A 26,282-nucleotide genomic window follows, 5' to 3' on the forward strand; every position below is an offset into this window, starting at 1 on the left:
AAATGAGTAAACAGAGGATTGTAATGAATAAATTACTTGTAGTGGATGATGATCCAGAAATTGCCTCGTTGTTATCCGAACTTCTTGAGCTAGAGGGGTTTGAAGTTGAAACGGCGAATAATGGCATGCAAGCTTTAGAAAAGTTTGACATGTCATTTGATTTGATTCTGCTCGATATAATGATGCCTGAAATGAATGGGTTAAATGTATTATCTCAACTTAGAAGCAAATTTACTGTCCCTGTTATTTTTTTAACGGCTAAAGATAATGAATATGATAAAATTATTGGTCTTGAACTTGGCGCTGATGATTATATTTTAAAACCTTTCAATGATAGAGAACTTATAGCTAGAATCAACGCACTATTACGTAGGACGCGCTGGGATAATTTAGTTAATGAAACAGATGATCTTCCTCAGCAGTATACAGTTGATAAATTGTTATTAAATCGAAAACAGCAGTCAGTTTATTATGATAATAAATATATAGAATTAACTGGTACGGAATTTCAAGTTTTACTTAAATTTCTCGAAAATGGTGGTAAAATCATATCTCGAGATACATTGAGTGAAACTGTTTTAGGTAAGGAATTTATTCCACTTGCTCGTTCAATTGATGTACATGTATCTAATTTAAGAAAAAAACTTCCTCCGCGTAGTGATGGTTTACCGTGGATTAAAACATTACGTTCTAAGGGATATTTATTTGTTATTGATAGTAGCAATGATGATGTATAACAACATCAATATAGTTTTAAATTAGGTGTGGTGATATGTGGATTTTTGATCGTTTAACTGTTCGAATTTTCACTATCTTCCTTCTAACAATAGCCTTTTTTTTGGCATTAATCATTTTATTACCAAATTTAGATTCTAGGAACTTAACTTATATTGCAAATAAAGAACGTGAAACAGGTAACGAATTAGCTAAACAAATAGAAAAAGATCTATCTAATGTTCCTAAAGATAGCTTTCGTTGGTGGATGCGTTTTATCGTTGTAATGGACAGTTACCAAAAATCTGGTCAATTTTTATTTATTGTAACTCCAAATGGGCAGTATATTACTGCCGATACCAAGAATATTGATTTAGTTAAAAACTTTAGCGAAATATCACATAATATTTCAGATCCTGCTAAAAAGATTTATGATTTCCAAGAGATTATAGGACCCTTTTTGGTCCATTATGCTGATGAACCATATCAATTATACGTTTTACAACCAGCATCCGATGTTCAATCTCAATTTGTTAGTTTAATTTTTGATCATCCACTATTGTTATTAACACTAATGATGTTAATAAGTTCTCCTTTTTTATTATGGTTGTCATGGAGTATTGCTAAACCTGCACGAAGATTAAAAAAAGCTGCAGATCAAGTTGCTAAAGGTAATTTACAAGAGTGGCCAGAGCTAGAAAAAATAGGTTCTACAGAATACAAAGCAACTGGTGCTAGCTTTAACCATATGTTGAGAGAACTTAAACGGATGCAAGAAGTACAACAACGCTTATTTTCCGATATTTCCCATGAACTTCGTACTCCTTTAACACGTTTACAACTTGCAACTTCTTTATTACGACATAAACAAGGTGAAAGTAATGAAGTTATACGTATCAATAATGAAGCATTAAAGCTTGATTCTATGATTGGTGATTTATTGTCATTAGCAAGACAACAATATGATAATAATGAAATTCGTCAATTTAAGAAAATTAATCTATTATTCAAACAAGTACTAGAAAATGCTACATTTGAAGCAGAACAAATAGGGAAAAAGTTTTTAGTGACTAATCCTCCAACTAGTCATACTATTTTATGTTATCCTATGGCTTTATGTAGTGCGCTTGAAAATGTTATACGCAATGCATTCCGCTATTCTAATCATGAAATCATTGTTAATTTTATTGCGCAGCAAAATCAGATAATAATTAGTATTGACGATGATGGAATTGGTGTAGCTGATAAGGAGCTTGAGCAAATTTTTAGACCATTTTATCGTACTAGTGAAGCACGAGATCGTCAATCAGGAGGAACTGGTTTAGGACTTGCTATTGTTGCTAATGCTATCATGAGAGATCATGGCAATGTTAAAGCAGAGAAAAGTCATCTTGGAGGACTTAGAATTGTGATAGTATTACCAATTCAGAAATATAAACAATAGAAGAGAAAGTATTGTGTCAAACATTGCCTTAAATATCGTTTTATTTGAGCCAGAAATTCCAGCTAATACAGGTAATATTATCCGTCTTTGTGCTAATACAGGTTTTAATTTGCATATTATAGAACCCATGGGATTTTTTTGGGATGATAAAAAGCTGAGAAGAGCAGGCCTTGATTATCAAGAATTTGTCAACGTAACGCGTTATAAAAATCTTACTCATTTTTTAGAGGTAAACCAACTTGACCTAATTACACAAGTTTATGCATTAACGACTAAAGGTCAAAAATCTCATAGTGAAGTGAATTTTAATTATAATGATTTTTTGATGTTTGGCCCTGAAACTCGTGGTTTACCTTCATCAGTTCTTGATGCATTACCACAAGATAAAAAGATCCGTATCCCTATGTTAGCTAATAGTCGAAGTATGAATTTATCTAACTCTGTTGCGGTTGTGGTTTATGAATCATGGCGCCAATTAAATTATTTTGGTGCAAAATAATTTAACTGATTATTAACAATAAATTTATCATAATGAATATAAATGATAAATTTGTTGTTATTGAATTAAATATAAGCCAATTGAAAACTACTTTAAACAAAAAAAGAGGTTAATGTAACCTCTTTTTTATTTAATATAATATAGCGGTATAAAACGACCATAATTATTTAACACGTGATACATATTCACCTGAACGAGTATCCACTCTAAGCACTTCACCAATTTGCACGAATAATGGTACACGAACAACTGCACCAGTTGATAAAGTTGCTGGTTTTCCGCCGGTTCCCGCTGTGTCGCCTTTTAAACCCGGATCAGTTTCAATAACTTCTAGTTCAACAAAATTTGGAGGTGTAACAGCGATAGGCTGACCATTCCACAATGTTAAGATACATTCAGCTTGATCAACTAACCATTTTGCATTATCACCAACGGCTTTAGCATCGGCCGATAGTTGTTCAAAAGTATCATTATTCATAAAATGCCAGAATTCACCATCAGTGTATAAATATGTTAAATTCATATCAACAACGTCAGCAGCTTCAACTGATTCACCTGATTTAAAAGTTTTATCAACTGTTTTGCCTGAAAGTAGTTTTTTAATTTTTACTCGGTTAATTGCTTGTCCTTTACCTGGCTTATAAAATTCATTTTCAACAATTACACAAGGCTCGCCATCTTGCATTATTTTAAGACCAGCTTTAAACTCATTTGTACTATAAGATGCCATAAAAGCTCCAACTATCATTCTGAATTACAAAAATGAGCCATATTATACAGCAAAAAATTGAACTACCAAATAATAAAGATGAATGGATATTAGATCTAAACAATGTCGTGACAGATATCAAGGAACTTTATTCTTATTTAGAATTAGATCCTAATTCCATTTCAATTCCTATGTTACAAGCGAAAAAACAATTTCCGCTTCGTGTTCCTATGGCTTTTATAAATCGAATGAAAAAGGGAGATTATAAAGATCCATTGTTATTACAAGTCCTTTGCGATGATCGTGAAATGATTCATGTAGATGGATATAGTAATGATCCTTTGGAGGAACAACAAAATACTATTCCAGGATTACTACATAAATATCATAATCGTGCTTTATTAATTACTAAAACAGCTTGTGCGATAAATTGCCGTTATTGTTTTAGGCGACATTTTCCTTACCATGAAAACCAAGGAAATAAAAAGAATCTTAGTATTGCGCTTGATTATATCGCTAATCATTCAGAACTTGATGAAATTATTCTTTCTGGAGGAGATCCTTTAATGGCTAAAGATCATGAGATTGAATTTTTGATAAAAGAATTAGAAAAGATACCTTACATCAAACGGTTACGAATTCATACTCGTTTAGCTGTTATGATACCATCAAGAATTACATCAAAGCTATGTCAGCTATTTGCTAAAAGTCGATTACAAATTATCATGGTTACTCATATCAATCATCCAAATGAAATTGATGAAAATGTAGCTAAAGCTATTTCACTATTAAAATATCAGGGTGTAACTGTGTTTAATCAAAGCGTTTTATTAAAAAATGTTAACGATAAAGCCGAAACATTAGCGCAATTAAGTAATAAGCTATTTGATATTGGCATTTTGCCTTATTACATCCATTTACTTGATAAGGTGCAGGGGGCTGCTCACTTTATGGTAAATGATGAAAAAGCCAAACAAATAATGAAACAACTAGCAGCTCAAGTTTCAGGGTATTTAGTGCCTAAATTAGCACGTGAAATAGGTGGTGAAAAAAGTAAGCGTGTCATTGCATTTAGTGATTAAGAAATTTAATTTTCGTATCTCTTTTTTGGAATGTTTTTGATACATTATATCAATCTATAAAGAAGATAAATTAATCTCATAAACTATTATTTTGCTGATAATTTATTGATAATAAGAATTAAAATATATGCCTAAATTAATAGGGTATATACCAGTTTTTTATATAATTTCATCTTAATCAGGTGTTAATGGGTTTCTTAAAAATTTATCTGTTAAAATCTCATTGACGACAAAGGAAATAAACACTATAATTCCGACCTCTTTAATTAATGCTGTGGAGTTTACACTCTACAACCTTGTTGATAAATTAGATTTGGATATAAATCGTCATGAAACGCACATTTCAACCATCAGTATTAAAACGCAATAGAACTCACGGTTTCCGTGCTCGTATGGCAACAAAAAACGGTCGTCAAGTTCTTGCTCGCCGTCGTGCTAAAGGCCGTGTTCGTTTAACTGTTGCTAGCTGATTTAAAGTTGAGTGATTAAATTCACTTATCCTCGGGAGTTGCGATTGTTAACTCCCTTTGATTTCAATTATGTTTTCCAAGAATCCATCAGGGCTGGATCTCCTTTTATTACGCTTGTCTCCCGTAAAAATAATTTAACACATGCTCGTTTGGGATTTGCCATAGCTAAAAAGCAAGTAAAGCGAGCCCATGAACGTAACCGTATCAAACGACTTGTGAAAGAATATTTTCGTTATCATCAACATCAATTTCCTAATATTGATTTTATTCTGATGGCTAAATCTCCTGTCACTGACTTAGAAAATCAACAAATAGTCGAGATATTTGATAAACTATGCCAACGAATCATAACCAAGCAAAAAATTTAAATAAATTAAAATTAATAATAAAAAGGCATGTTTATGCATTTAATTCATTGATAATTAATATTTTTATTTTTTTTATTCGTATATATCAACGTATCCTTAGTCCCTTATTAGGTCCTAAATGTCGTTTTACACCATCATGTTCACAATATGCTGTAATTGCATTAAGACGCTTTGGATTAATAAAAGGTAGTTGGCTAATGGTTAAACGTGTATTAAAATGTCACCCTTTACATGAAGGAGGAGAAGATTTTGTTCCTCCAAAAATTAAAACCAATAGAGAAAAACACTAATGGGATCTCAACGTAATATTTTAGTCATTGCTTTACTTTTTGTATCTTTTTTAATTTGGAAAGCATGGGAAGAAGATCATGCTCCTAAGCCGCCTGTGATTAACCAGTTAACACAACAGCTAGGTGAAGATAGTACCGTGGTTGGTAAAACAATCACTGTAAAGTCAGATGTATTATCACTTACTATCAATACTTATGGCGGCGATGTGCAAGCTGCTCAATTATTAAAATATGATCAGACACTTCATTCTGGTACGCCTTTCCAATTATTAAAATCAACTCCTAATTTTGTTTATATTGCTGAAAGCGGTCTAACTGGTAAAGATGGTCCTGATAATGCAATTCAAGGATCAAAACGACCAGTATATCAAACAGAACAAACCGAATACGTATTGGCTGATGGACAAGATGAATTGCGCGTACCATTGACTTATCAGGTTAGTGGTGTTAGCTATACTAAATATTATGTATTGCACCGCGGTAATTATGCTATTGATGTTCAATATGATATAAATAACCAAAGTGAAAATCCTATTGATGTTTCGATGTACGGTCAATTAAAACAAACTATAGAGTTACCTGAAGATACTGTGACTGAAGGTGGCAGAGGATTAGGTCTAAATATTTTTCGTGGTGCAGCTTATTCTAGTTCTAATACTAATTATAGTAAATATAGTTTTGATGAGGTAAAAGATAAAGCTTTAGATGTGAGTACCCAAACGGGTTGGGTTGCAATGCTACAACACTATTTTGTAACAGCATGGGTACCAGCTCAGGATCAAAATAATTTATTTTATACTCGGGCTACAGCTAACGAATCTCAAGCAACAATTGGTTTCAAAGGTGAATCAACTATTATTCAACCAGGTAATAGTCAAACTATTAGTGCAAAATTATGGTTGGGACCAGAAATTCAAAACCAATTGAAAGAGACAGCCAATCATCTTGATTTAACCGTTGATTATGGTTGGTTATGGTTCTTATCACAACCACTATTTTATTTATTAAAATTTATTCATAGTCTTGTTGGTAATTGGGGCATCGCAATTATTATTATTACTTTTATTGTCCGTGGTATTTTATTTCCATTAACTCGTGCACAATATCGATCAATGGCAAAAATGAAGTTATTACAACCTCGTATAGAAGCATTGAAAGAACGTTATGGTGATGATAAACAAAAAATGAGTGCTGAAACCATGGCGATTTATAAACAAGAAAAAGTAAATCCAATAGGTGGTTGTTTGCTAATATTTAGTCAAATGCCAATTTTTATATCACTATTCTATGTGTTAGGTAATGCTGTAGAGCTACGTCATGCTCCATTTGCGCTTTGGATTTATGACCTATCCGCACAAGATCCTTATTATATTTTTCCTTTATTAATGGGCGGTACCATGTTGTTAATTCAGATGATGTCTCCAACACCAGCGGCTGACCCATTACAAAAAGGCTTAATGACTGCTATGCCTATGTTTTTTACGGCATTTTTCTTATGGTTTCCAGCAGGTTTAGTTTTATACTATATTGTAAGTAATTTATTTACAATTGCCCAGCAACGTATCATTTATTGGGAACTTGAGAAAAATGGACTTCACGAGAAGAAAAAGAAATAATATTGATAAAAGGAGGTTAAAACCCTCCTTTTTAGTTGTTTTTTGGTAAATTAATATGAATATACAGCAACAAATAAATTTGAACGGTAATGAAACAGGTTATTGGTTTGTCAGTAAAAATGGACGACTATGGTTACCAAATGGTGAAGTCCCTGTTGGAAATGCTAGCCAATTGGGTTTTACAAATCTACTTGCTCAATCTATTGGTGAGTGGAATGGGCAAACGGCTTGGCTTATTTGCCATGAAATGAAAACAGCAATGAGTTCAATTCGATCTTTGCTTGATAATACTGAACAATCATTATTTTATATGGCTGGACGAGCCGTTCAATTATCAGAGTTCTATCGTTCTCATAAATATTGTGGTTATTGTGGCCACGAAATGCATATTAGTACAACAGAGTGGTGTTGTATGTGCCACAACTGTAATGAACGCTATTATCCACAAATTTCGCCATCTATAATTGTCGCTATTCGCAATAAAAATAAAATATTATTGGCAAAACATGTTAGACATAATCAAGATAATTTATATACTGTTTTAGCCGGTTTCACTGAAATTGGTGAAACGATGGAAATGGCTGTTAAGAGAGAAGTATTTGAAGAAGCAAAAATAACAATTAAAAATATTCGTTATGTAGGTTCGCAGCCTTGGCCGTTTCCTAATTCATTGATGATGGCTTATTTGGCAGACTATGAAAGTGGTGAAATTCATGTAGATACTAGCGAGTTAGTTGAAGCAAATTGGTATCATTACTCTCAGTTGCCTAAAATTCCAGAATATGGGACTATTGCTCGGCGCTTAATTGAAGATACCATTATACTTTGTCGGGAATATGAAGAGTATTGTCATGATTAATCATATTTTCTTTATTATTAAAAGGTAATAAATAAACCTATTGATATTCAATGGTTCTTATTAAATTAACGGTTTTTGACTCATTGCCAGTAGTTATACAGATTGCCTTTGTCCAATCTTGGTTTTCATTATAATCAGAATAAGTACAAGTTTCAGTTATTTCAACTTCTTGTTCATTTTTATTATTAATTATGATGTCACCATTCGATGATAGTTTAAATGACTTAGTGATAGTTTTTTCTAATTGATAATTATCATTGTAAATAATATCTTTTTCTTGTACTAATACAGGAAATTTGGTTTTTTCATCAACTGGAATATAAGCATTATATAAAACCATCTCAACTCGATCTTGTTCATAAATTATTTTACTATTAAAAATAATATTATTTTCTGCAAAGTGAGATAAAGTTGTTTCAACTAAATGGCCTTGCTCGTCAAATTCAGAAATAGCAACAATATCTCCATTACTATTTTTCATGCCAAGAATGTTTCTTGCATTGTCAAAAGTAATTCCATATTCATTTCTAGTTTCTTTCATTCCGTAAATATATTTGGCATTATCATAATTGATTTCACCATATAGTCCTTCTAAATTATAATTAGCTACATAACCTAGATTATCGTAGTTAATTAGTTTATTTGATGAACCTTCAATTTTTTGCTGTTTAAATAATTTGTTATTAGGTAATAATTCTGGTTCCGTATGAAAAAGATAACTGTTAATAACCGAAATTTGAGTTGAGCCTGTATTAGTTGTTTTTTTGTCATCACAACCACTAATTAATAATATACTGCTGTATAAACTTATATATAAAAGAGAGATATATTTTTTCATAACATTATTTTCCATTATTAACATTATTGTTTAAAAATATTTGGAGTAAAATATGAGACAGTAATTCATCAGGCTATGTTTACGTTTAATGGCCTTTACACCAAATAGAGAGAGCTTCACAATCCCAATTTATCATCATTTCACACCATACCGCTCGCCATCGCTTTACGGTATTGCTCGTCAATTTTAGTTTTTTTTCTATTTGTGTATTGTTTTCGCCTGCTATAAGTAAATTAATAAAGCTTAACCATAATTCAGGTTTGGGTAAACGGTTTAGTTTAGTATTGCTTAAAAGATTAAAACTATGTCGACATCGTTTACATCTGTAACATGTGCGTTTGCCTATTTTGACCGTTTCAGTTGAGTTACAGTGTAAACAAATCGGTGTTTGCATATTTAGTAAAGTATTTATTTTTGATTTAATATAATTATGTTGTTCAATCAAGATTGGATTTAAGGTTGTCTGTTGTTTGTTGATGTACCATTTATATAATGATGAATAATGTAGTTTTAAGTAATTAATTATAGCATGGTCACGGCGCATTATTTTCTCAATTGAGCAGTCAAATACATTTGCTATTGCTTTATAACTATAGTTTTTTATACGACTAACAAAAATGGTTTCCAACCAGTTAAAAGGCGTTAGACGGTTAAAAGATGTATTGGTTGCTGCCGTAAAATATTTATAGCAAGTTTTACAATGGTAAGTGGTAATTGGTTTTGAACGGATTAAATGAAAATGATTTTTATCACAAAAAGGACAAACTTCAACATGTTGCGAAGCTATTCTCTCTAAATCATTACGAAAATCATTAAGCTCTTTATGTAATTCTATCGGTATGAGTTCATAAATCATTTTTCATTCCCTTGTCACTAATCAGCTGAAATATTAACAGATTTTTATATAAACATATAGTTTTCCTTAAACTTTTTTACACGCTTAATTAAATACAGGTTGTTAATTTTATGTTGGCATAAAATCATTTTAATTATTAATTTTTTGAAATTGATGGAAAAATAAATATTGAATGGATCATGCTTTAAAATTAAAACACTAAAATAAAATCGAAATAGTGTTAGACACATTGGGAATGTTTGAAGAGTTTTTAAAAATTAACTGCTAATTTTTTAAAAAACAGAATGAACAAATTCAGTAAAATAAATGAAGTCTTTTACTTATTAAATAAATATCCCCACTATATAAACATGGGGACTTTATTATGAGTTAATAAATCTTATTGCTTTTGAATTAACCATTCAGCTACTTGTTTAGCGAAATAAGTTAATATTCCATCAGCACCAGCACGTTTAAAGCAAAGTAAGGATTCCATAATTGCTGATTGTTCATCTAACCAACCGTTCCCAATCGCTGCGCATAACATGGCATATTCGCCTGAAACTTGGTAGGCAAACGTTGGTACGGCAAAGGTATCTTTTACTCTTCTAACCATATCAAGATAAGGCATACCAGGTTTAACCATGACCATATCGGCACCTTCACTAAGATCTTGATAAATCTCTTGCAAAGCTTCATTGCTATTAGCAGGATCGAGTTGGTAAGTTTTTTTATTACCACCTTTTATATTTTGAGCGGATCCAACTGCATCACGAAACGGACCATAAAAACTTGAAGCATATTTAGCTGAATACGCCATGATTTGAGTGTTAACAAAATTATGATTTTCTAACTCATCGCGAATTGCGCCGATGCGCCCATCCATCATATCACTTGGCGCGATAATATCTGCACCAGCTTGAGCCTGAATTAAAGCTTGTTTAACAAGAATTTCGACAGATATATCATTTTGTACATAACCATGTTCATCAATAATGCCATCTTGTCCGTGCGTAGTGTAAGGGTCAAGTGCCACATCAGTTAGGATACCTAGCTCAGGAATCTCTTTTTTTAATGCTCGAATCGCTTTGGGTACTAATCCATTTTCATTATAAGCTTCCTGCGCGAGTAATGATTTTTTTTCTGGTTCAATTGCTGGAAATAATGAAAGAACAGGGATACCTAGTTTAGCTACGTATTCAGCTTCTTTTAACAGTATATCAATACTCATTCGATAAACGTTTGGCATAGATGAAACGGATTCAGTAATATTGTTACCTTCAACGATAAAAACAGGATAAATTAGATCATTAATCGTTAGCTGATTTTCTGCAATTAAACGGCGACTAAAATCATAAACACGATTACGGCGTAAGCGACGCTTGGGGAACTGACCTGTGATGAATGATGACATAAAAATACCTATCTATTTTAATAAAAATGGTTTTATTATCTAATTGAGTAGGGAGATTAGCAAATTAATTTGTTATGATACAATAATTGGATATTTTACTTTACAACATATATCTATTAGAGGTAAAATTGCGCACTAATTTTTAGTCCTTTGTGATATTAAACAAATTTGAGGTGAGAGGCACATGCCAGTAATTAAAGTACGTGAAAATGAACCTTTCGATGTAGCATTACGTCGTTTTAAACGTTCTTGCGAAAAAGCAGGAGTTTTAGCTGAAGTTCGTAATCGTGAATTTTACGAAAAACCAACTACTATTCGTAAACGAGCAAAAGCCGCTGCTGTAAAACGTCACGCTAAAAAATTAGAAAGAGAAAACGCTCGTCGTACTCGTCAGTATTAATATTTATACTAAAAGTTTAAATTGATATAACAAGTCAATTTTATCTATTTTTTATAAAAAACTTTTTACAAGCCGTACATATACATACGGCTTGTCGTTTTTGCATATAGTGCCAATATCGGTTGAATTATCATGAAAGGTCTTATTCCTCGCGATTTTATTTTGGACTTGATTGCTCGCGCAAGTATACTTGATGTGATCAGCAAACGTGTCAAAATGAAAAAAAAGGGGAATAACTATTTTGGTTGTTGCCCTTTTCATGATGAAAAAACTGCCTCTTTTTCATTGAATGAAAAAAAACAGATCTATTATTGTTTTGGTTGTGGGGCATCTGGTTCAGTTGTGAACTTTTTAATGCAATATGAACGTTTGTCTTTTCCTGAAGCCATTGAAGAATTAGCTAGTATGCAAGGAATTCAAGTTCCTTATACGGATAATGATAATAACCAATTGGCTCAATCAAAACAGATTGAATCTCGAAATATTCGCCGTGATCTGTATACTTTAATGGCTAAAATAACCAATTTTTACCAACAGCAATTAGCATTATCAACCTCGATTGATGCACATAAATATCTGGAACAACGTGGGCTAAATACAGAAATTATAGCTAGGTATAAAATTGGTTACGCACCTAGTTCGAGCCAATTAACTTTTCAAAATATTGTAAAGACCAAAAACGAAGCAGAATTATATGATAAAGCAGGGATGTCAGTTAATAGTGATAGAGGTAATCGATTCGATCGCTTTCGCGGGCGAATAATGTTCCCAATTCGTGATAGACAAGGTAATGTGATCGCCTTTGGTGGAAGAACTATCATTAATGACTCGGCAAAATATTTAAACTCACCAGAAACGCCTATTTTTCATAAAGGTTTTCAGTTATATGGACTTTATGAAGCTTTAGAAACTAACCGCAATCCGAAACAATTAATAATTGTAGAGGGTTATATGGATGTTGTATCTCTAGCTCAATATGGTATTGATTATGCGGTGGCAGCTCTGGGGACAGCAACATCAGAAGAACATATTAAACTTCTGTTTAGAGCTACAGATTCTGTAATCTTTTGTTATGATGGAGATAATGCAGGAAGGAATGCTGCTTGGCGAGCACTAAATGTTTTATTACCCTGCTTGATTGATGGTAAAGAGATAATATTTACCTTTTTACCTCAAGATGAAGATCCAGATAGTTTTGTACGTAAAGTCGGTAAAACTGGTTTTGAAGACTACTTGAAAACGGCACCAAACCTATCTAAATTTTTATTTGATGAATTATTAAAGCAAGTTGATTTGAAAACACCTGAAGGAAAAGCTAAATTAAGTTCATTGGCGCTTCCTTTACTTGAACAAATAAAAGCAAAAGCTTTCCGATTAAACTTATTACAACAACTTGGGCGTTATTTAGGATTACTTGATTTGTCTCAAATAGAACAATTAATGCAATCAAATCGCCAAAAATATGAAAGTAAGATTTCTAAAACTGTACCAATAGCACAAATGAAGTTAACAACAATGCGTATTTTGATTGGTTTATTGCTTCAATATCCTAATCTTGCGCAACTTGTGTCTGATATTAATGCTATTGGTCAAGTGAAGATGGCTGGTATTGATATTTTTATTGAACTACTTGAATTATGTCAGCGCTATCCTAATATAACTACTGCACAAATATTAACAGAGTGTTTAGAAAGACCGTTTTATAAACAACTTAGTCGTTTAGCAACTTGGGAGTTTCATTATCAAGATGATGATATAGAATCGATTTTTACACATACTTTAAAAGAGTTATATGATAATATACTCGCCCAAAGACAAGATGAACTAATCGCAAAAGAGAGAGTCTCTGGCTTAAATACCGCAGAGAAAAAAGAATTAGCGACATTAATACTTGTTTTATCAAAAAAAGACTAAATATATAGGGTATACGTAGATAACAGCTAATGTTCTACATATATAATATACACATGACCAAATAACTAAAAGTGGATACCTTTTATGGAGCAAAATTCTCAATCACAGCTAAAACTCCTAATCATTCGTGGTAAGGAGCTAGGATACCTAACCTATGCTGATGTCAACGATCACTTGCCTGAAGAGATTATTGATTCAGATCAGATTGAAGATATTATCCAAATGATTAATGATATGGGGATTCAAGTTCTTGAAGAAGCCCCTGATTCTGATGAGTTATTACTTTCAGATAATGTCCCTGATGAAGAAGCCGTTGAAGCAGCAACAGCATTAGTATTATCTAATGTTGAGTCAGAAATAGGTCGAACAACTGATCCTGTTCGTATGTATATGCGAGAAATGGGAGCAGTAGAGCTTTTAACTCGTGAAGGTGAAATTGACATTGCCAAACGTATTGAAGATGGCATTAATCAGGTTCAAACTTCAGTGTCTGAATACCCAGAAGCGATTACTTATCTACTTGAGCAATATAACTTAGTTGAAACTGGACAAGTTCGGTTGTCTGATATAATTACTGGTTTTGTTGATCCAAATGCAGAGGAAGTAACCGAAGAATTGCCTGAAGATTTAGAGGACAGTGAAGCCGAGATCGAAATCGACGATAGTGACGATGAAAATGAAGATGAGGATGGGGATTCATCTGCTGATGAAGATGTTTCGATTGATCCTGAAGTAGCTAGGGCAAAATTTGCTGAATTACAAGAACAGCACAATAAAACTTCTGAAGCTATTAAAAAATATGGACGAGGCCACAAAAAAGCACAAAAAGAGATCGAAAATTTATCAGAGATTTTCAAACAATTTCGTTTAGTCGCTAAACAATTCGATATACTTGTCAACAATATGAGAAGTATGATGGATCGCGTAAGAGCACATGAACGTGTGATTATGAAGATCTGCGTTGAACAATGTAAGATGCCGAAAAAACAATTTATGAATTATTTCACTGGAAATGAAAATAACATGGATTGGTATAATAAAGCATTAACTTCGAAAAGCGCTTTTGCGGTTAATTTAAAAGATTTCGAGGAGCAAATTGCTGCACAAGTTAATTTGTTGCAACAAATTGAAACGGAAACTAATCTTTCTATTGAGCAAATTAAAGATATTAATCGTCGTATGTCTATTGGTGAAGCAAAAGCACGACGCGCTAAGAAAGAAATGGTTGAAGCAAACTTACGTTTAGTTATTTCTATAGCAAAAAAATACACTAACCGTGGATTACAGTTCTTAGATCTAATTCAAGAAGGTAATATCGGTCTGATGAAAGCTGTAGATAAGTTTGAATACCGTCGAGGTTATAAATTCTCAACTTATGCAACTTGGTGGATTAGACAAGCCATCACACGTTCAATTGCCGACCAAGCAAGAACAATTCGTATTCCAGTACATATGATTGAGACGATTAATAAGTTAAATCGTATTTCACGCCAAATGTTACAAGAAATTGGTCGCGAACCGACACCAGAAGAATTATCTGAACGTATGCAAATGCCAGAAGATAAAATTCGCAAAGTGTTGAAGATTGCTAAAGAACCAATCTCAATGGAAACGCCAGTTGGTGATGATGAAGATTCACATTTAGGTGACTTTATTGAAGATACCGCATTAGAGCAACCATTAGATGCAGCAACATCTGAAAGCTTGCGTAGTGCAACACGTGATATCTTATCTGGTTTAACACCACGCGAAGCAAAAGTATTACGTATGCGATTTGGTATTGATATGAATACTGATCATACGCTTGAAGAAGTAGGTAAACAATTTGATGTGACACGTGAACGTATTCGTCAAATTGAAGCTAAAGCATTACGTAAATTACGTCATCCAAGTCGTTCGGATGTTCTTCGTAGCTTCTTAGAATAAGTCTTCTTACCTTTAAACTATATCGCCACTATTGTGGCGATTTTTTTAGCAAAAAAGATTGGTAACTATGAATATACTCCAACGTTTGAAGATCGATCCATTCTTATTGACTTTAATTTGTGTTGTTATTACTGCAAGTATTTTACCTTGTAAGGGACAAACTAAAATATTCTTTGAGCACCTTACAACTTTTGCCATTGGATTGTTATTTTTTATGCATGGCGCTAAACTTTCTTTTCAATCCATTATTATTGGCATAAAAAATTGGCGATTACATTTGTTAATATTTGCAACGACCTTTGTGGTTTTTCCTATCTTAGGCGTCATGATGCAATTTTTAGTGCCAACTTTTTTATCACAAGAATTTTATTTAGGCTTTGTGTATCTTTGTGTTTTACCAGCAACAGTACAATCAGCTATAGCGTTTACTTCGATAGCAAGAGGTAATGTCGCGGCTGCAATTTGTAGTGCTTCAGCATCGACATTATTGGGTGTTTTTATTACTCCTATTTTAGTTGGGTTATTAATGAATACTCAAGCTGTTGCTTCAATGAATATATTCGATGCAATTACCTCAATAATGTTAAAATTGATGTTACCTTTTATTATTGGTCATTTATCGCGTCGCTTTATAATCAAATGGATAGAAAAATACAAAAATATCATTTCTAAAACTGATCGTTTATCAATTTTATTAGTGGTTTATGTCGCTTTCAGTGATGCAGTTATTAATGGCATTTGGGCACAAGTTGGCCTTTTATCGTTATTAAACATAATATTTTTTTCAATTGTATTATTAGTTATTGTCTTATTGATCACGACCTATAGTGCAAGACTATTTGGTTTTAGCAAAGAAGATGAAATTACAATCGTATTTTGTGGTTCAAAAAAAAGTTTAGCTAGTGGTATTCCCATGGCCGGTGTTATTTTTCCAATGTCGATTATGGGAATTATGATTTTACCTTTAATGATCTTTCATCAGATTCAATTAATGATCTGTGCTTTTTTAGCTGCCCGATATGCTAAACGAAAAATGTAAAAATTGTTTTGCTCATTATCCTATTCTAAAGGATAATAGTACCGTTAATTAACAACAGAAAGATCTATTATGTTTCATCTATTTTCTGATTTAGAATTTTCAACTATTGTATTATTAGTCTTTGCATTGTTATTTGTGCTTTTTTACGAGGCTATAAATGGATTTCATGATACAGCCAATGCTGTTGCAACGGTTATTTATACCAGAGCATTGAAAGAGCAACTTGCCGTTTTTATGGCAGGAGTGTTTAATTTCTTCGGTGTGTTGCTTGGTGGCCTCAGTGTTGCTTATGCGATTGTGCACTTATTACCAACCGATTTATTACTCAATGTAAGTTCTACACATGGGCTTGCAATGGTATTTTCTATTTTATTCGCAGCAATTATTTGGAATTTAGGAACTTGGTATGTTGGTATCCCAGCATCAAGTTCTCATACCTTAATTGGTTCAATTATTGGTGTAGCACTTGCTAATGCATTTATTATGGATACATCAATTATTGATGCACTTAATATTCCGAAGATGATTCAAATCTTTTTATCATTAATTATTTCGCCAGTGATTGGTCTTATTATTGCTGGTTTAATGATTTTTTTACTACGTAAATATTGGACACGTAAAAGTCAAAGCAAAAAAAGTAGTAGAAAAAGAGAACGTATTTTCATGACACCAGAGCAACGTGAAAAACTCTATGGTAAGAAAAAGCCTCCATTTTGGATTCGCATAATGCTTATTATATCAGCAGCTGGTGTTAGCTTTTCACATGGCGCTAACGATGGTCAAAAAGGAATTGGTTTATTAATGTTAGTACTGATGGGCATTGCTCCGGCAGGTTTTATTGTTAATATGAGTGCGTCAACTTATGATATAACCAATACCCGTAATGCTATCCATAATATTGAAGACTATTTTGTCACTCATAATCAAGATTTAACAACTGTAATTGGCTCTCAATCTACAGTTGACTCTAGTGCGCCTATCAGCGATTTAAATCAATATCATTGTGATTATTCGCGTTCTTTTATTACATTAAATATTGCTAATAATCTATTTAATAAAATGAATGATTATGAATCTCTTACTGTTGAGCAACGTTCACAAGCTAGACGTATACTACTTTGCTTGTCCGATACTGTTTCACATGTTGCTAAACAACCAAATATTTCATCAGAAGATAAACAATATTTAAAATCGGTCAATAATGACTTACTTAAAACAATTGAATATGCACCTATCTGGATCATTATTTCTGTTGCTTCAGCGCTTGCTATTGGTACTATGATTGGATGGCGTCGAGTTGCTGTTACCATTGGTGAAAAAATTGGTAAAAAAGGGATGACTTATGCTCAAGGTGTTTCGGCGCAAATTACTACAGCACTTTCAATTGGTATTGCTAGCTATACAGGTATGCCAGTATCAACTACTCAAGTCCTTTCGTCATCGGTGGCTGGAACAATGATTGTTGATGGTGGTGGTGTACAAAGCAAAACGATTAAAAATATTGCATTAACATGGATTTTGACATTGCCGATTTCAATTTTGTTATCTGGGTCACTTTTTTGGCTTGCTCAAAAATTAATTTAGTAGTAAAAAGAGAGTATAAATTTAAAATTTAACCTGAGCGTCAAAATAGAAAGGAGTAAAATATCATGGCTTATAAACATATATTAGTCGCAGTGGATTTATCACCTGAAAGTGAAGTTCTTGTCGAAAAGGCGGTCTCTATGGCAAGACCATATAATGCTCAAATCTCTTTGATCCACGTTGGTATTAACTATTCTGATCTATATACAGGGTTAGTTGATATTAATATGAATGATATGAAAGACAAAATCACAGAAGATGCGCACATTGCTTTGAATAAACTGGCTGATGATGCAGGATATCCTATTGCACACACACTTTCAGGAAATGGTGAATTTGGTCAAGTATTAATTGAAGCAATTCACGAATATGGCGCTGATCTTGTTGTATGTGGCCATCATCAGGATTTTTGGAGTAAGTTAATGTCTTCTGCTCGTCAATTAATCAATAATACTCATATTGATACACTGATTGTTCCATTGAAAGACGAAGAACCATCAGAAGAACCAGCTAAATGAAATTTAAATATAAGCCCGCTTTATTAGCGGGTTTTTTATAAGAGTTATATTGCATTGTTGTCAAGAAGTTTCAGATTAACTATACGTTTAAGTATAATTATGTATTTACCACTTTTTGCATATTTATCATATCGATTATAAGAATATACTCATATCTATATTGTCTTTAAGCCTATAAGGAGTTTTACTATGAATATTGCTTTAGTTACAGGCGCTTCCTCTGGATTTGGACAAGCTATTTGTTGCAAGTTAATAGCAGATGGCTATAAAGTTATTGGTGTCGCTAGACGAACAGATAAACTACAAAAGATATCTGATGAATTAGGTTCAAACTTCTTACCATTGTCTTTAGATGTAACAAAAAAAGATGCAGTAGAATCAATTTTGTTACAACTTCCTAAAGAGTTCCAACCAATTGATATTTTAATTAATAATGCAGGATTAGCTCTAGGATTAGAGCCAGCATACCAAGCAGACTATAATGATTGGGAAACTATGATTGAAACCAATATAATAGGCTTGGTACATTTAACTCATCAAATTTTACCAGGAATGGTCGAACGTAATTTTGGATATATTATTAATCTTGGTTCAGTAGCTGGTAGTTATGCTTATAAAGGCGGTAATGTTTATGGCGCATCGAAAGCATTTGTTAAGCAGTTTAGTGCAAATTTACGAACAGATCTTTTAGGAAAAAAAATTAGAGTTACTAATATTGAGCCTGGTTTGTGTGGCGGTACAGAATTTTCAAATGTTCGGTTTCATGGAAATAATGAACAAGCGGCAGAAGTATATAAAGGCGTAGATTATATCACACCCGAAGATATAGCAAATACCGTATCATGGTTAGTAAATACACCAACACACTTTAATGTTAACTCAATTGAGATAATGCCTGTTGCACAAGCTTCAGCCGGATTATCTGTTTGTAAGGATTTACAATAATAAAATTATTTGGTATTAATTGGCATATACTATTTATTAAAAATAAAAAACTATGTTTAATAAACAAAATACACTTGCACTTCTGTTGATGGGTTGCTATCCTTTCATCTTGTGATTTTGATTGAGGTTTATGGCAATGACATTTTCTGAAGTAACGAAAACATTTGCGACAAGTTTGCCGGGTACGGATAGTTATGTAAAACTACGCAAGGCAATGAGAGCATTAATTCAAGAAGATCCGAAAAATGCATCGGTCTATTTTTTGATCTTTGGATTTGCCCGTACTTATGTCATGTTATATGAAGATCAGGAAGTATCACCGCAATTTGCCGAAGACAATCAAAAATTAATGTTGTCGTATCTTAATATTCTTGATGAAGCTTTAAATAAACAAGATGCGCAAAGTATATATCAAGCTTTGAATAAAGTTGTTAATGAGTACGAAAACAGCAAAAAAGTTTTTTAAAATTACAGCCTGACATGAAAATGTCGGGCTGTTTTGTTTAGAGTTTAAGTAAAAAAGTTTTAGGAAAAATAATGATTATTTCAATCCGTATGACAGGCATTATTGGCACCTTAGGTACTATTACGCGATCTAGGGCGGGTTGATTTTTCCCAAAAAATATAAAAAACCCGCCGCTAAAAGGCGGGTTTTTTTATTGTGTAATAAATATTTTTATTAAAATTTAACTATAGTTTGAAAATAAAATTATAACTAATGTTATAACACTAAAAGGTTTTCATAATACCTATCGATTTAAAAAAATCGAATAATTGTATTTTGAATCGTAATGGCATAAATAAAAAAGATAAGTAAGGTGTGATATGAAAGTTTTAAAATTTGGAGGAACATCTGTTGCTAACGCAGAACGTTTTTTGCGAGTAGCAGATATAATTGAAAATAATGCTAAACAAGAACAAACAGCGACTGTTTTATCAGCACCTGCTAAAATCACTAATCATTTAGTTGCAATGGTTGAAAAAACAGTTGCCGGACAAGATATCAAAAACAATATTTATGATGCGGAAAAAATTTTTGCTGATTTATTAGCTGGGCTTGCAAAAGAACAACCTAATTTTGCTTATGAAGAAATGAAAAGGTTTGCGTTAAATGAATTAAATCATATTAAGCAATTACTGGAAGGAATTCGCTTATTAGGCCAATGCCCAGATAGTATTAATGCATCAATTATTTGTCGTGGTGAAAAACTGTCAATTACTATTATGCAAGAGCTGCTTAAGGCGAAAGGACACACTATTACCGTAATTGATCCTGTCGCAATGCTTATTGCTGAAGGTAGCTACTTAGAATCTACGGTTGATATTCCTGAATCAACTCATCGAATTGCGCAGATGTGCATTCCACAGCAAAATATTATTTTAATGCCAGGATTTACAGCGGGTAATGACAAAGGTGAGTTGGTTGTACTTGGTCGTAATGGTTCTGATTATTCGGCTGCGGTTCTTGCAGCTTGTTTAAGAGCAAATAGCTGTGAAATTTGGACCGATGTTGATGGTGTTTACACTTGTGATCCTCGCACTGTCCCTGATGCCAAATTACTAAAAACTATGTCATATCAAGAAGCGATGGAACTTTCTTATTTTGGTGCTAAAGTTCTTCATCCTAGAACCATTTTACCTATTGCACAGTTCCAAATTCCATGTTTAATAAAAAATACCAATAATCCTGATGCACCAGGAACACTTATTGGCGCCAATGTTGTTGATTCAACCACTCCAGTGAAAGGGATTACTAATTTAAATAATATGGCGATGATTAATGTTTCTGGTCCTGGTCTAAAAGGCATGGTTGGTATGTCGGCTCGGGTTTTTTCGGCGATGTCTTATGCAGGAATATCTGTTGTTCTTATTACACAATCATCGTCTGAATACAGTATCAGTTTTTGTGTGCCGCAATCTGAACTTTATCGTGCAGAAGAAGCTTTAAGTGATGAGTTCTTCTTAGAATTAAAAGATGGATTACTTGAACCGATTGAAATTATTGAAAGACTGGCTATTATCTCAGTTGTGGGCGATGGCATGCGCACATTACGTGGATTATCAGCCAATTTCTTTACTGCATTAGCTAGAGCAAATATTAACATTGTCGCTATTGCACAAGGATCATCTGAACGTTCAATTTCAGTTGTGGTTGATAATGATGTTGCGGTAATGGGCGTAAGAGTTGCTCATCAAATGTTATTTGGAACAGATAAAATGCTTGATGTCTTTGTAATTGGTGTTGGTGGTGTTGGTGGTGCACTTGTCGATCAAATTGGCCGCCAACAAAAATGGCTTAAAAATAAACAGATTGATTTACGGGTATGCGGTTTATTTAATTCAAAACATAGCGTGCTTAATCGAGATGGTATTATTCTTGATAATTGGCGTGAACAAATCAAACAGAGTGAAATGAAATACACATTAGATAGTATTATTGAATTTGCCAAAAATAACCGACTGCTTAACCCAATTCTAGTCGATTGTACTTCAAGTAGCGAAGTATCCGACAAATATGCTGACTTTTTAGCTAATGGTTTCCATGTGGTTACTCCAAATAAAAAAGCAAATACCAGCTCTATGGCTTATTATTTACGCTTACGCCAAGAAGCCGCAAAAAGTAAACGCAAATTCCTATATGATACTAATGTAGGTGCAGGCTTACCGGTAATTGAAAACTTACAAAATTTATTAAATGCGGGTGATGAGCTTATTAAATTTTCAGGGATATTATCTGGTTCACTTTCTTTCATTTTCGGTAAACTTGATGAAGGAATGTCATTGTCTGAAGCAACTAAATTGGCTAAAGAGAAAGGTTTTACAGAGCCAGATCCTCGAGATGATTTATCTGGAACAGATGTTGCTAGAAAATTACTTATTTTAGCGCGAGAAGCGGGATTACAGCTTGAACTCGATCAAATTAATGTTGAATCTGTTTTACCTGCTGAATATTCCCAAGGCAATATTGATGAGTTTATGACTAAATTACCGCAATTAGATGCTGAATTTAAGGCAAAATCTGAACAAGCAGCCAAAAACGGAAAAGTATTACGATATGTTGGTAGTATCGAAAACAATCAATGTAGTGTTAAAATTGAAGCGGTTGATAGTGAAGACCCTTTATATAAAGTTAAGAATGGAGAAAATGCTTTAGCGTTTTATACCCGTTATTATCAGCCAATTCCATTAGTACTACGTGGTTATGGGGCGGGTAATGATGTGACTGCTGCGGGTGTTTTTGCTGATATTTTACGCACTACCTCAGGTAAAATCGGAGGTTAAATGAGTCATAAATCTTTAACAGTATATGCACCGGCATCAATGGCAAATATCAGTGTTGGTTTTGATATTTTAGGTGCTGCCATTAATCCGATTAGTGGTGTGATGTTGGGTGATCTGATCACAGTTGGAACTGCAACAGAATTTTCTCTTACTAGTAAAGGAATATTTGTTCAGAAGTTACCACGCGATCCTAAATACAATATTGTATATCAATGCTGGCAGCGTTTTTGTGAAGCGATGGGTAAAACGCTCCCAGTTAGAATGACACTTGAAAAAAATATGCCTATTGGTTCAGGATTAGGATCCAGTGCATGTTCGGTAGTAGGGGCATTGGTTGCTTTAAATGAATTTTTTGATAAGCCATTTAGCGAGTTTGAAATGCTTTCTATGATGGGAGAGCTTGAAGGTCGGATTTCTGGAAGCGTTCATTACGATAATGTTGCACCCTGTTATTTGGGAGGAATGCAACTTATCCTTGATGAAATGGGGATTATTAGTGAATCAATTCCACATTTTGACAATTGGTATTGGGTGATGGCCTATCCAGGTATAAAGGTATCGACAGCTCAAGCGCGAGCTATTTTGCCTGCACAATATCAAAAAGCGGATTGCGTCGCCCATGGTCGATATGTTGGTGGTTTTATTCACGCTTGTTACACAAATCAACCAAAACTTGCTGCAACAATGCTGCACGATAATATTGCAGAACCTTATCGTAAACAACTATTACCTAACTTTGATGAAACGCAAAATCGGGTAAAACAACTTGGTGCTTTAGCTTCGGGTATTTCTGGATCAGGACCGACCATGTTTGTCATTGCTGACAAACTTGAAACGGCGCAACAAATTGAATTGCTACTGAAAAATTGCTATTTACAAAATGAGGAAGGTTTTACGCATATTTGTAAGATAGATAACCAAGGCGCAAGAGTTATATAACTCTATCTACTATATAAAGTATGAAAGTTTCCAGAGCGTTATCGATAGGTCAACAAATGACTAACAGATAAAGTAAACAATATAAGCATAAAGATAATCGGAAAATATTATGAAATTGTACAACTTAAAAGATCACACACAGCAAGTTAGCTTTGCACAAGCAGTACAACAAGGATTAGGAAGAGGACAGGGGCTATTTTTTCCTCAAGATTTACCAAAATTTTCGCTAAATGAAATTGAAGCATTATTAAAACTAGATTTTGTAAGCCGTAGCGCCAAGATTTTATCCGCTTTTATTGGCGATGAAATTGATGATACTGATATGCATAGATTGGTAAAAAATGCTTTTCAGTTTCCTGCTCCAGTCAAATCAGTGGAAAAAGATATAGGTTCATTAGAGTTATACCATGGTCCAACATTAGCCTTTAAAGATTTTGGTGGTCGCTTTATGGCTCAGGCTTTGGTGCAAGTTGCCGCTGACAAACAAATTACGATTTTAACTGCGACATCCGGCGATACTGGAGCAGCGGTTGCTCATGCATTTTATCATTTACCGAATATTCGAGTCGTGATTTTATATCCAGAAGGAAAAATTAGTCCATTACAAGAAAAGCTATTTTGTACGCTTGGCGATAATATTCATACTATTGCGATACAAAGTGATTTTGATGCTTGCCAAGCGTTAGTTAAAAAAGCATTTGATGATGAAGATTTAAAAACAGCCATTGGTTTAAATTCAGCTAATTCTATTAATATTAGTCGATTATTAGCACAAATTTGTTACTATTTTGAAGCTTTCGCCCAGTTAACCCCAGCACAACGTGAGCAATTAGTGATCTCAGTACCGAGTGGTAATTTTGGTGATTTAACAGCAGGTCTACTTGCTAAAACAATGGGATTACCAATTAAACGTTTCATTGCTGCAACTAATGCCAATGATACAGTGCCGCGTTATTTAGAAACAGGTAAATGGGAACCTCATGCAACGGTAGCAACGCTATCTAATGCTATGGATGTTAGCCAACCTAATAATTGGCCTCGTATTGAAGAAATTTATAAACGAGAAGGGTGGGCACTTAAATCACTTGGTCATGCTGCGGTCTCTGATGAAATATCCAAACAGACTGTGCAGGAACTTGATAAAAAAGGTTATCTTTCCGAACCTCATGGTGCAATTGCTTACCGTGCACTACGTGAGCAGTTACAAGAAGGGGAATACGGATTATTTTTAGGTACTGCACATCCAGCTAAATTTAAAGAAGTGGTAGAAGACATTCTTGGTAAATCAATTCCTCTACCGAAAGCACTCGCTGAACGTGCGGATATGACATTACTTTCTCATTATATGCCAGATGATTTTGCCAAATTGCGTGATTTTTTAATTAAATTAGATTGGTAAATCTTTATTTCCGTCGTTAGTTTGGCGACGGAATTTTTGTTTTATTATTTTTATTAACCTAATCTATTGGATTATTGTTTATTTTTTTTATAATTGGCGAGTCCTTAATCTCTTTCTAATGTTAATAAAGTAAATTTTTATTTTGATCATAGTTCAATAAGTTAAATAAGATGAAAACTGGAAATAGAAAAGCGATTTAATTGATATGTATGATAAAACAAAATTTAGTATGCTCAATATTGATGATTTTTTTAGTTCAGAACAATATCAAACTATTGAAGATTTCAGCTATGCTGATGTCCAAGGAATACTAAAAGGTGGTTATCAAATTGAATTTTTTTATATTTTAGATCATGTTGAGGTATTATCAATTCAAGAAGTTATGGATAACACTTTTTTAATTGATAAAGCTAATCAAATTTTAAGTTACCTTGGTTTTGATTTTAAGATTGGTCACCCGTTTGAGTTAACTGATGAATTTAACCATAATTATAGATTTAAAGATGGTAGTTATAATAAAGATTATATGCTTTATTATTACGATTTTGAAGACATGTTAATTGTTCTAGGTATTACTTGGGAAGGCATTTTGAAATCATTTGAAATGGTTACTAATGAAACAATTATCAATAATCGTCTGGAGATTTTTACTACCTAATATTCTTCATATAGTTTAAAAAATAACTGTTTTAACCGATTTAATTGATCAATCGTCAATCAGATGGAGATAACCTCCCATGAGTTTACATTATTTCTTCTCATGGGATGATTATATTAGTTTCCTTGAAGGATTGTTAATAGTTCTTCTGGTTTTTTAACTGATTGAATTCGCTCTATTGTATTTTCAGCAATAACCGCTCGCGTTAATTGCCGTAAAATATCTAAATGTTCATTATTTTTAGCTGCTATACCGACTACCACATAAGCAATATTGTTATCTTCATCCCATTTTATGCCTTGCGGATAATATATTACTTTCAAACCAGTTTCAATTACACTATTTCGTTTCTCTTATTATGTAGCCTTAAAACTATAACTAAAAAACGTTATAACTATTATGCAGTTACAAATATTATAGCATACTGGCAATAAAAGTAATGATATGAATAATAATGTATATATTCATTAATATAATGAAAGTTTTTTAATAAATTAATGAGGATTATTTCTTAATTCTAGTTATGTTTAAAATGAATAG

General features: G+C 33.1%; 26 protein-coding genes. 21 read left to right on the forward strand and 5 right to left on the reverse strand.

Annotation, left to right across the window (positions count from 1 at the left end; genetic code table 11):
* Positions 1-23: 23 nt before the first annotated feature.
* From GAPWK_RS02275 to trmL, 3 genes are read left to right on the forward strand one after another with little or no spacing between them, the layout of a single operon-like run.
* A complete protein-coding gene (locus GAPWK_RS02275) occupies positions 24-737 on the forward strand; it encodes a response regulator (RefSeq protein ID WP_025314674.1) in 714 nt (237 codons plus the stop codon).
* Positions 738-778: 41 nt separating this feature from the next.
* A complete protein-coding gene (gene cpxA, locus GAPWK_RS02280) occupies positions 779-2,158 on the forward strand; it encodes an envelope stress sensor histidine kinase CpxA (protein WP_025314675.1) in 1,380 nt (459 codons plus the stop codon).
* Positions 2,159-2,180: 22 nt separating this feature from the next.
* Positions 2,181-2,657 (forward strand): tRNA (uridine(34)/cytosine(34)/5-carboxymethylaminomethyluridine(34)-2'-O)-methyltransferase TrmL, encoded by a 477-nt coding sequence (trmL, locus tag GAPWK_RS02285; protein WP_038517757.1) that lies wholly within the window; start codon positions 2,181-2,183, stop codon positions 2,655-2,657.
* A gap of 163 nt (positions 2,658-2,820) precedes the next feature.
* Here trmL and efp read toward each other — a convergent pair whose 3' ends face one another.
* Positions 2,821-3,387: an elongation factor P gene (efp, locus tag GAPWK_RS02290; protein WP_025314677.1), complete on the reverse strand. Its 567-nt coding sequence runs from the start codon at positions 3,385-3,387 to the stop codon at positions 2,821-2,823.
* Positions 3,388-3,419: 32 nt separating this feature from the next.
* Here efp and epmB point away from each other — a divergent pair, with 32 nt between their 5' ends.
* The 6 genes from epmB to nudC all read left to right on the forward strand — a co-directional run bounded on the left by epmB (position 3,420) and on the right by nudC (position 8,051).
* Entirely contained in the window at positions 3,420-4,448 is a 1,029-nt protein-coding gene (epmB, locus tag GAPWK_RS02295; protein ID WP_025314678.1) for an EF-P beta-lysylation protein EpmB, read from the forward strand.
* 329 nt (positions 4,449-4,777) lie between these two features.
* Complete coding sequence (gene rpmH / locus GAPWK_RS02300; RefSeq protein WP_025314679.1) at positions 4,778-4,918, forward strand: 50S ribosomal protein L34; 141 nt, start codon at positions 4,778-4,780, stop codon at positions 4,916-4,918.
* 11 nt (positions 4,919-4,929) lie between these two features.
* A complete protein-coding gene (rnpA, locus tag GAPWK_RS02305; protein ID WP_080692406.1) occupies positions 4,930-5,286 on the forward strand; it encodes a ribonuclease P protein component in 357 nt (118 codons plus the stop codon).
* A gap of 47 nt (positions 5,287-5,333) precedes the next feature.
* Positions 5,334-5,576: a membrane protein insertion efficiency factor YidD gene (gene yidD, locus GAPWK_RS02310; protein WP_038517760.1), complete on the forward strand. Its 243-nt coding sequence runs from the start codon at positions 5,334-5,336 to the stop codon at positions 5,574-5,576.
* A complete protein-coding gene (gene yidC, locus GAPWK_RS02315) occupies positions 5,576-7,192 on the forward strand; it encodes a membrane protein insertase YidC (RefSeq protein ID WP_025314682.1) in 1,617 nt (538 codons plus the stop codon). The genes yidD and yidC overlap by 1 nt, the downstream gene beginning before the upstream one ends.
* Before the next feature lie 55 nt (positions 7,193-7,247).
* Positions 7,248-8,051 (forward strand): NAD(+) diphosphatase, encoded by an 804-nt coding sequence (gene nudC / locus GAPWK_RS02320; RefSeq protein ID WP_025314683.1) that lies wholly within the window; start codon positions 7,248-7,250, stop codon positions 8,049-8,051.
* Positions 8,052-8,088: 37 nt separating this feature from the next.
* Here nudC and GAPWK_RS02325 read toward each other — a convergent pair whose 3' ends face one another.
* The 3 genes from GAPWK_RS02325 to hemB form a co-directional block, all read right to left on the reverse strand.
* A complete protein-coding gene (locus GAPWK_RS02325; protein WP_025314684.1) occupies positions 8,089-8,889 on the reverse strand; it encodes a hypothetical protein in 801 nt (266 codons plus the stop codon).
* An 85-nt stretch (positions 8,890-8,974) separates the two neighbouring features.
* Positions 8,975-9,745: a hypothetical protein gene (locus GAPWK_RS02330; protein WP_025314685.1), complete on the reverse strand. Its 771-nt coding sequence runs from the start codon at positions 9,743-9,745 to the stop codon at positions 8,975-8,977.
* A gap of 379 nt (positions 9,746-10,124) precedes the next feature.
* Positions 10,125-11,138 (reverse strand): porphobilinogen synthase, encoded by a 1,014-nt coding sequence (hemB, locus tag GAPWK_RS02335; RefSeq protein WP_025314686.1) that lies wholly within the window; start codon positions 11,136-11,138, stop codon positions 10,125-10,127.
* A gap of 184 nt (positions 11,139-11,322) precedes the next feature.
* On the opposite strand from hemB, the gene rpsU reads away from it, so the two are divergent.
* The 12 genes from rpsU to GAPWK_RS02395 all read left to right on the forward strand — a co-directional run bounded on the left by rpsU (position 11,323) and on the right by GAPWK_RS02395 (position 25,742).
* Positions 11,323-11,538 carry a 30S ribosomal protein S21 gene (rpsU, locus tag GAPWK_RS02340; RefSeq protein ID WP_025314687.1) on the forward strand — a complete coding sequence of 72 codons (216 nt, stop codon included), beginning with the start codon at positions 11,323-11,325 and terminating at the stop codon, positions 11,536-11,538.
* A 132-nt stretch (positions 11,539-11,670) separates the two neighbouring features.
* Positions 11,671-13,452 (forward strand): DNA primase, encoded by a 1,782-nt coding sequence (dnaG, locus tag GAPWK_RS02345; protein ID WP_025314688.1) that lies wholly within the window; start codon positions 11,671-11,673, stop codon positions 13,450-13,452.
* An 84-nt stretch (positions 13,453-13,536) separates the two neighbouring features.
* A complete protein-coding gene (gene rpoD / locus GAPWK_RS02350) occupies positions 13,537-15,378 on the forward strand; it encodes an RNA polymerase sigma factor RpoD (RefSeq protein ID WP_025314689.1) in 1,842 nt (613 codons plus the stop codon).
* A gap of 67 nt (positions 15,379-15,445) precedes the next feature.
* The gene (locus GAPWK_RS02355; protein WP_025314690.1) at positions 15,446-16,417 is read left to right on the forward strand and encodes a bile acid:sodium symporter family protein; all 972 of its coding nucleotides are present in this window, start codon (positions 15,446-15,448) and stop codon (positions 16,415-16,417) included.
* 69 nt (positions 16,418-16,486) lie between these two features.
* Positions 16,487-18,001 carry an inorganic phosphate transporter PitA gene (pitA, locus tag GAPWK_RS02360; RefSeq protein ID WP_025314691.1) on the forward strand — a complete coding sequence of 505 codons (1,515 nt, stop codon included), beginning with the start codon at positions 16,487-16,489 and terminating at the stop codon, positions 17,999-18,001.
* Positions 18,002-18,066: 65 nt separating this feature from the next.
* Positions 18,067-18,519, forward strand: coding sequence for a universal stress protein UspA (gene uspA / locus GAPWK_RS02365; protein ID WP_025314692.1), 453 nt, complete (start codon positions 18,067-18,069; stop codon positions 18,517-18,519).
* A 189-nt stretch (positions 18,520-18,708) separates the two neighbouring features.
* Entirely contained in the window at positions 18,709-19,464 is a 756-nt protein-coding gene (locus tag GAPWK_RS02370; protein WP_025314693.1) for an SDR family oxidoreductase, read from the forward strand.
* Positions 19,465-19,600: 136 nt separating this feature from the next.
* Positions 19,601-19,930, forward strand: a complete 330-nt coding sequence (locus GAPWK_RS02375) for a hypothetical protein (RefSeq protein WP_025314694.1) — start codon at positions 19,601-19,603, stop codon at positions 19,928-19,930.
* A gap of 359 nt (positions 19,931-20,289) precedes the next feature.
* Positions 20,290-22,746 carry a bifunctional aspartate kinase/homoserine dehydrogenase I gene (gene thrA, locus GAPWK_RS02380; protein ID WP_025314695.1) on the forward strand — a complete coding sequence of 819 codons (2,457 nt, stop codon included), beginning with the start codon at positions 20,290-20,292 and terminating at the stop codon, positions 22,744-22,746.
* Complete coding sequence (gene thrB, locus GAPWK_RS02385; RefSeq protein ID WP_025314696.1) at positions 22,747-23,685, forward strand: homoserine kinase; 939 nt, start codon at positions 22,747-22,749, stop codon at positions 23,683-23,685.
* Between the two features lie 109 nt (positions 23,686-23,794).
* On the forward strand, positions 23,795-25,084 hold the full coding sequence (gene thrC, locus GAPWK_RS02390; protein ID WP_025314697.1) for a threonine synthase: 1,290 nt from the start codon (positions 23,795-23,797) through the stop codon (positions 25,082-25,084).
* Between the two features lie 205 nt (positions 25,085-25,289).
* On the forward strand, positions 25,290-25,742 hold the full coding sequence (locus tag GAPWK_RS02395) for a hypothetical protein (RefSeq protein WP_025314698.1): 453 nt from the start codon (positions 25,290-25,292) through the stop codon (positions 25,740-25,742).
* A 116-nt stretch (positions 25,743-25,858) separates the two neighbouring features.
* On the opposite strand, the gene GAPWK_RS02400 is transcribed toward GAPWK_RS02395, so the two are convergent.
* The gene (locus tag GAPWK_RS02400; protein WP_080692407.1) at positions 25,859-26,077 is read right to left on the reverse strand and encodes a PTS sugar transporter subunit IIA; all 219 of its coding nucleotides are present in this window, start codon (positions 26,075-26,077) and stop codon (positions 25,859-25,861) included.
* Positions 26,078-26,282: the final 205 nt, after the last annotated feature.

The sequence above is a fragment of the Gilliamella apicola genome, assembly GCF_000599985.1.
Taxonomy (GTDB): Bacteria; Pseudomonadota; Gammaproteobacteria; order Enterobacterales; family Orbaceae; genus Gilliamella; species Gilliamella apicola.

What these genes read in the sequence shown, in the direction of transcription:
- thrB (WP_025314696.1), top strand. Translation starts at nt 22,747, where the DNA reads ATGAGTCATAAATCTTTAACAGTATATGCACCGGCATCAATGGCAAAT.
- rpoD (WP_025314689.1), top strand. Translation starts at nt 13,537, where the DNA reads ATGGAGCAAAATTCTCAATCACAGCTAAAACTCCTAATCATTCGTGGT.
- epmB (WP_025314678.1), top strand. Translation starts at nt 3,420, where the DNA reads ATGAGCCATATTATACAGCAAAAAATTGAACTACCAAATAATAAAGAT.
- thrC (WP_025314697.1), top strand. Translation starts at nt 23,795, where the DNA reads ATGAAATTGTACAACTTAAAAGATCACACACAGCAAGTTAGCTTTGCA.
- rpsU (WP_025314687.1), top strand. Translation starts at nt 11,323, where the DNA reads ATGCCAGTAATTAAAGTACGTGAAAATGAACCTTTCGATGTAGCATTA.
- thrA (WP_025314695.1), top strand. Translation starts at nt 20,290, where the DNA reads ATGAAAGTTTTAAAATTTGGAGGAACATCTGTTGCTAACGCAGAACGT.
- yidC (WP_025314682.1), top strand. Translation starts at nt 5,576, where the DNA reads ATGGGATCTCAACGTAATATTTTAGTCATTGCTTTACTTTTTGTATCT.
- GAPWK_RS02325 (WP_025314684.1), bottom strand. Translation starts at nt 8,889, where the DNA reads ATGAAAAAATATATCTCTCTTTTATATATAAGTTTATACAGCAGTATA.
- efp (WP_025314677.1), bottom strand. Translation starts at nt 3,387, where the DNA reads ATGGCATCTTATAGTACAAATGAGTTTAAAGCTGGTCTTAAAATAATG.
- GAPWK_RS02355 (WP_025314690.1), top strand. Translation starts at nt 15,446, where the DNA reads ATGAATATACTCCAACGTTTGAAGATCGATCCATTCTTATTGACTTTA.
- GAPWK_RS02370 (WP_025314693.1), top strand. Translation starts at nt 18,709, where the DNA reads ATGAATATTGCTTTAGTTACAGGCGCTTCCTCTGGATTTGGACAAGCT.
- GAPWK_RS02395 (WP_025314698.1), top strand. Translation starts at nt 25,290, where the DNA reads ATGTATGATAAAACAAAATTTAGTATGCTCAATATTGATGATTTTTTT.
- dnaG (WP_025314688.1), top strand. Translation starts at nt 11,671, where the DNA reads ATGAAAGGTCTTATTCCTCGCGATTTTATTTTGGACTTGATTGCTCGC.
- hemB (WP_025314686.1), bottom strand. Translation starts at nt 11,138, where the DNA reads ATGTCATCATTCATCACAGGTCAGTTCCCCAAGCGTCGCTTACGCCGT.
- rpmH (WP_025314679.1), top strand. Translation starts at nt 4,778, where the DNA reads ATGAAACGCACATTTCAACCATCAGTATTAAAACGCAATAGAACTCAC.
- GAPWK_RS02275 (WP_025314674.1), top strand. Translation starts at nt 24, where the DNA reads ATGAATAAATTACTTGTAGTGGATGATGATCCAGAAATTGCCTCGTTG.
- nudC (WP_025314683.1), top strand. Translation starts at nt 7,248, where the DNA reads ATGAATATACAGCAACAAATAAATTTGAACGGTAATGAAACAGGTTAT.
- GAPWK_RS02330 (WP_025314685.1), bottom strand. Translation starts at nt 9,745, where the DNA reads ATGATTTATGAACTCATACCGATAGAATTACATAAAGAGCTTAATGAT.
- pitA (WP_025314691.1), top strand. Translation starts at nt 16,487, where the DNA reads ATGTTTCATCTATTTTCTGATTTAGAATTTTCAACTATTGTATTATTA.
- GAPWK_RS02375 (WP_025314694.1), top strand. Translation starts at nt 19,601, where the DNA reads ATGACATTTTCTGAAGTAACGAAAACATTTGCGACAAGTTTGCCGGGT.
- uspA (WP_025314692.1), top strand. Translation starts at nt 18,067, where the DNA reads ATGGCTTATAAACATATATTAGTCGCAGTGGATTTATCACCTGAAAGT.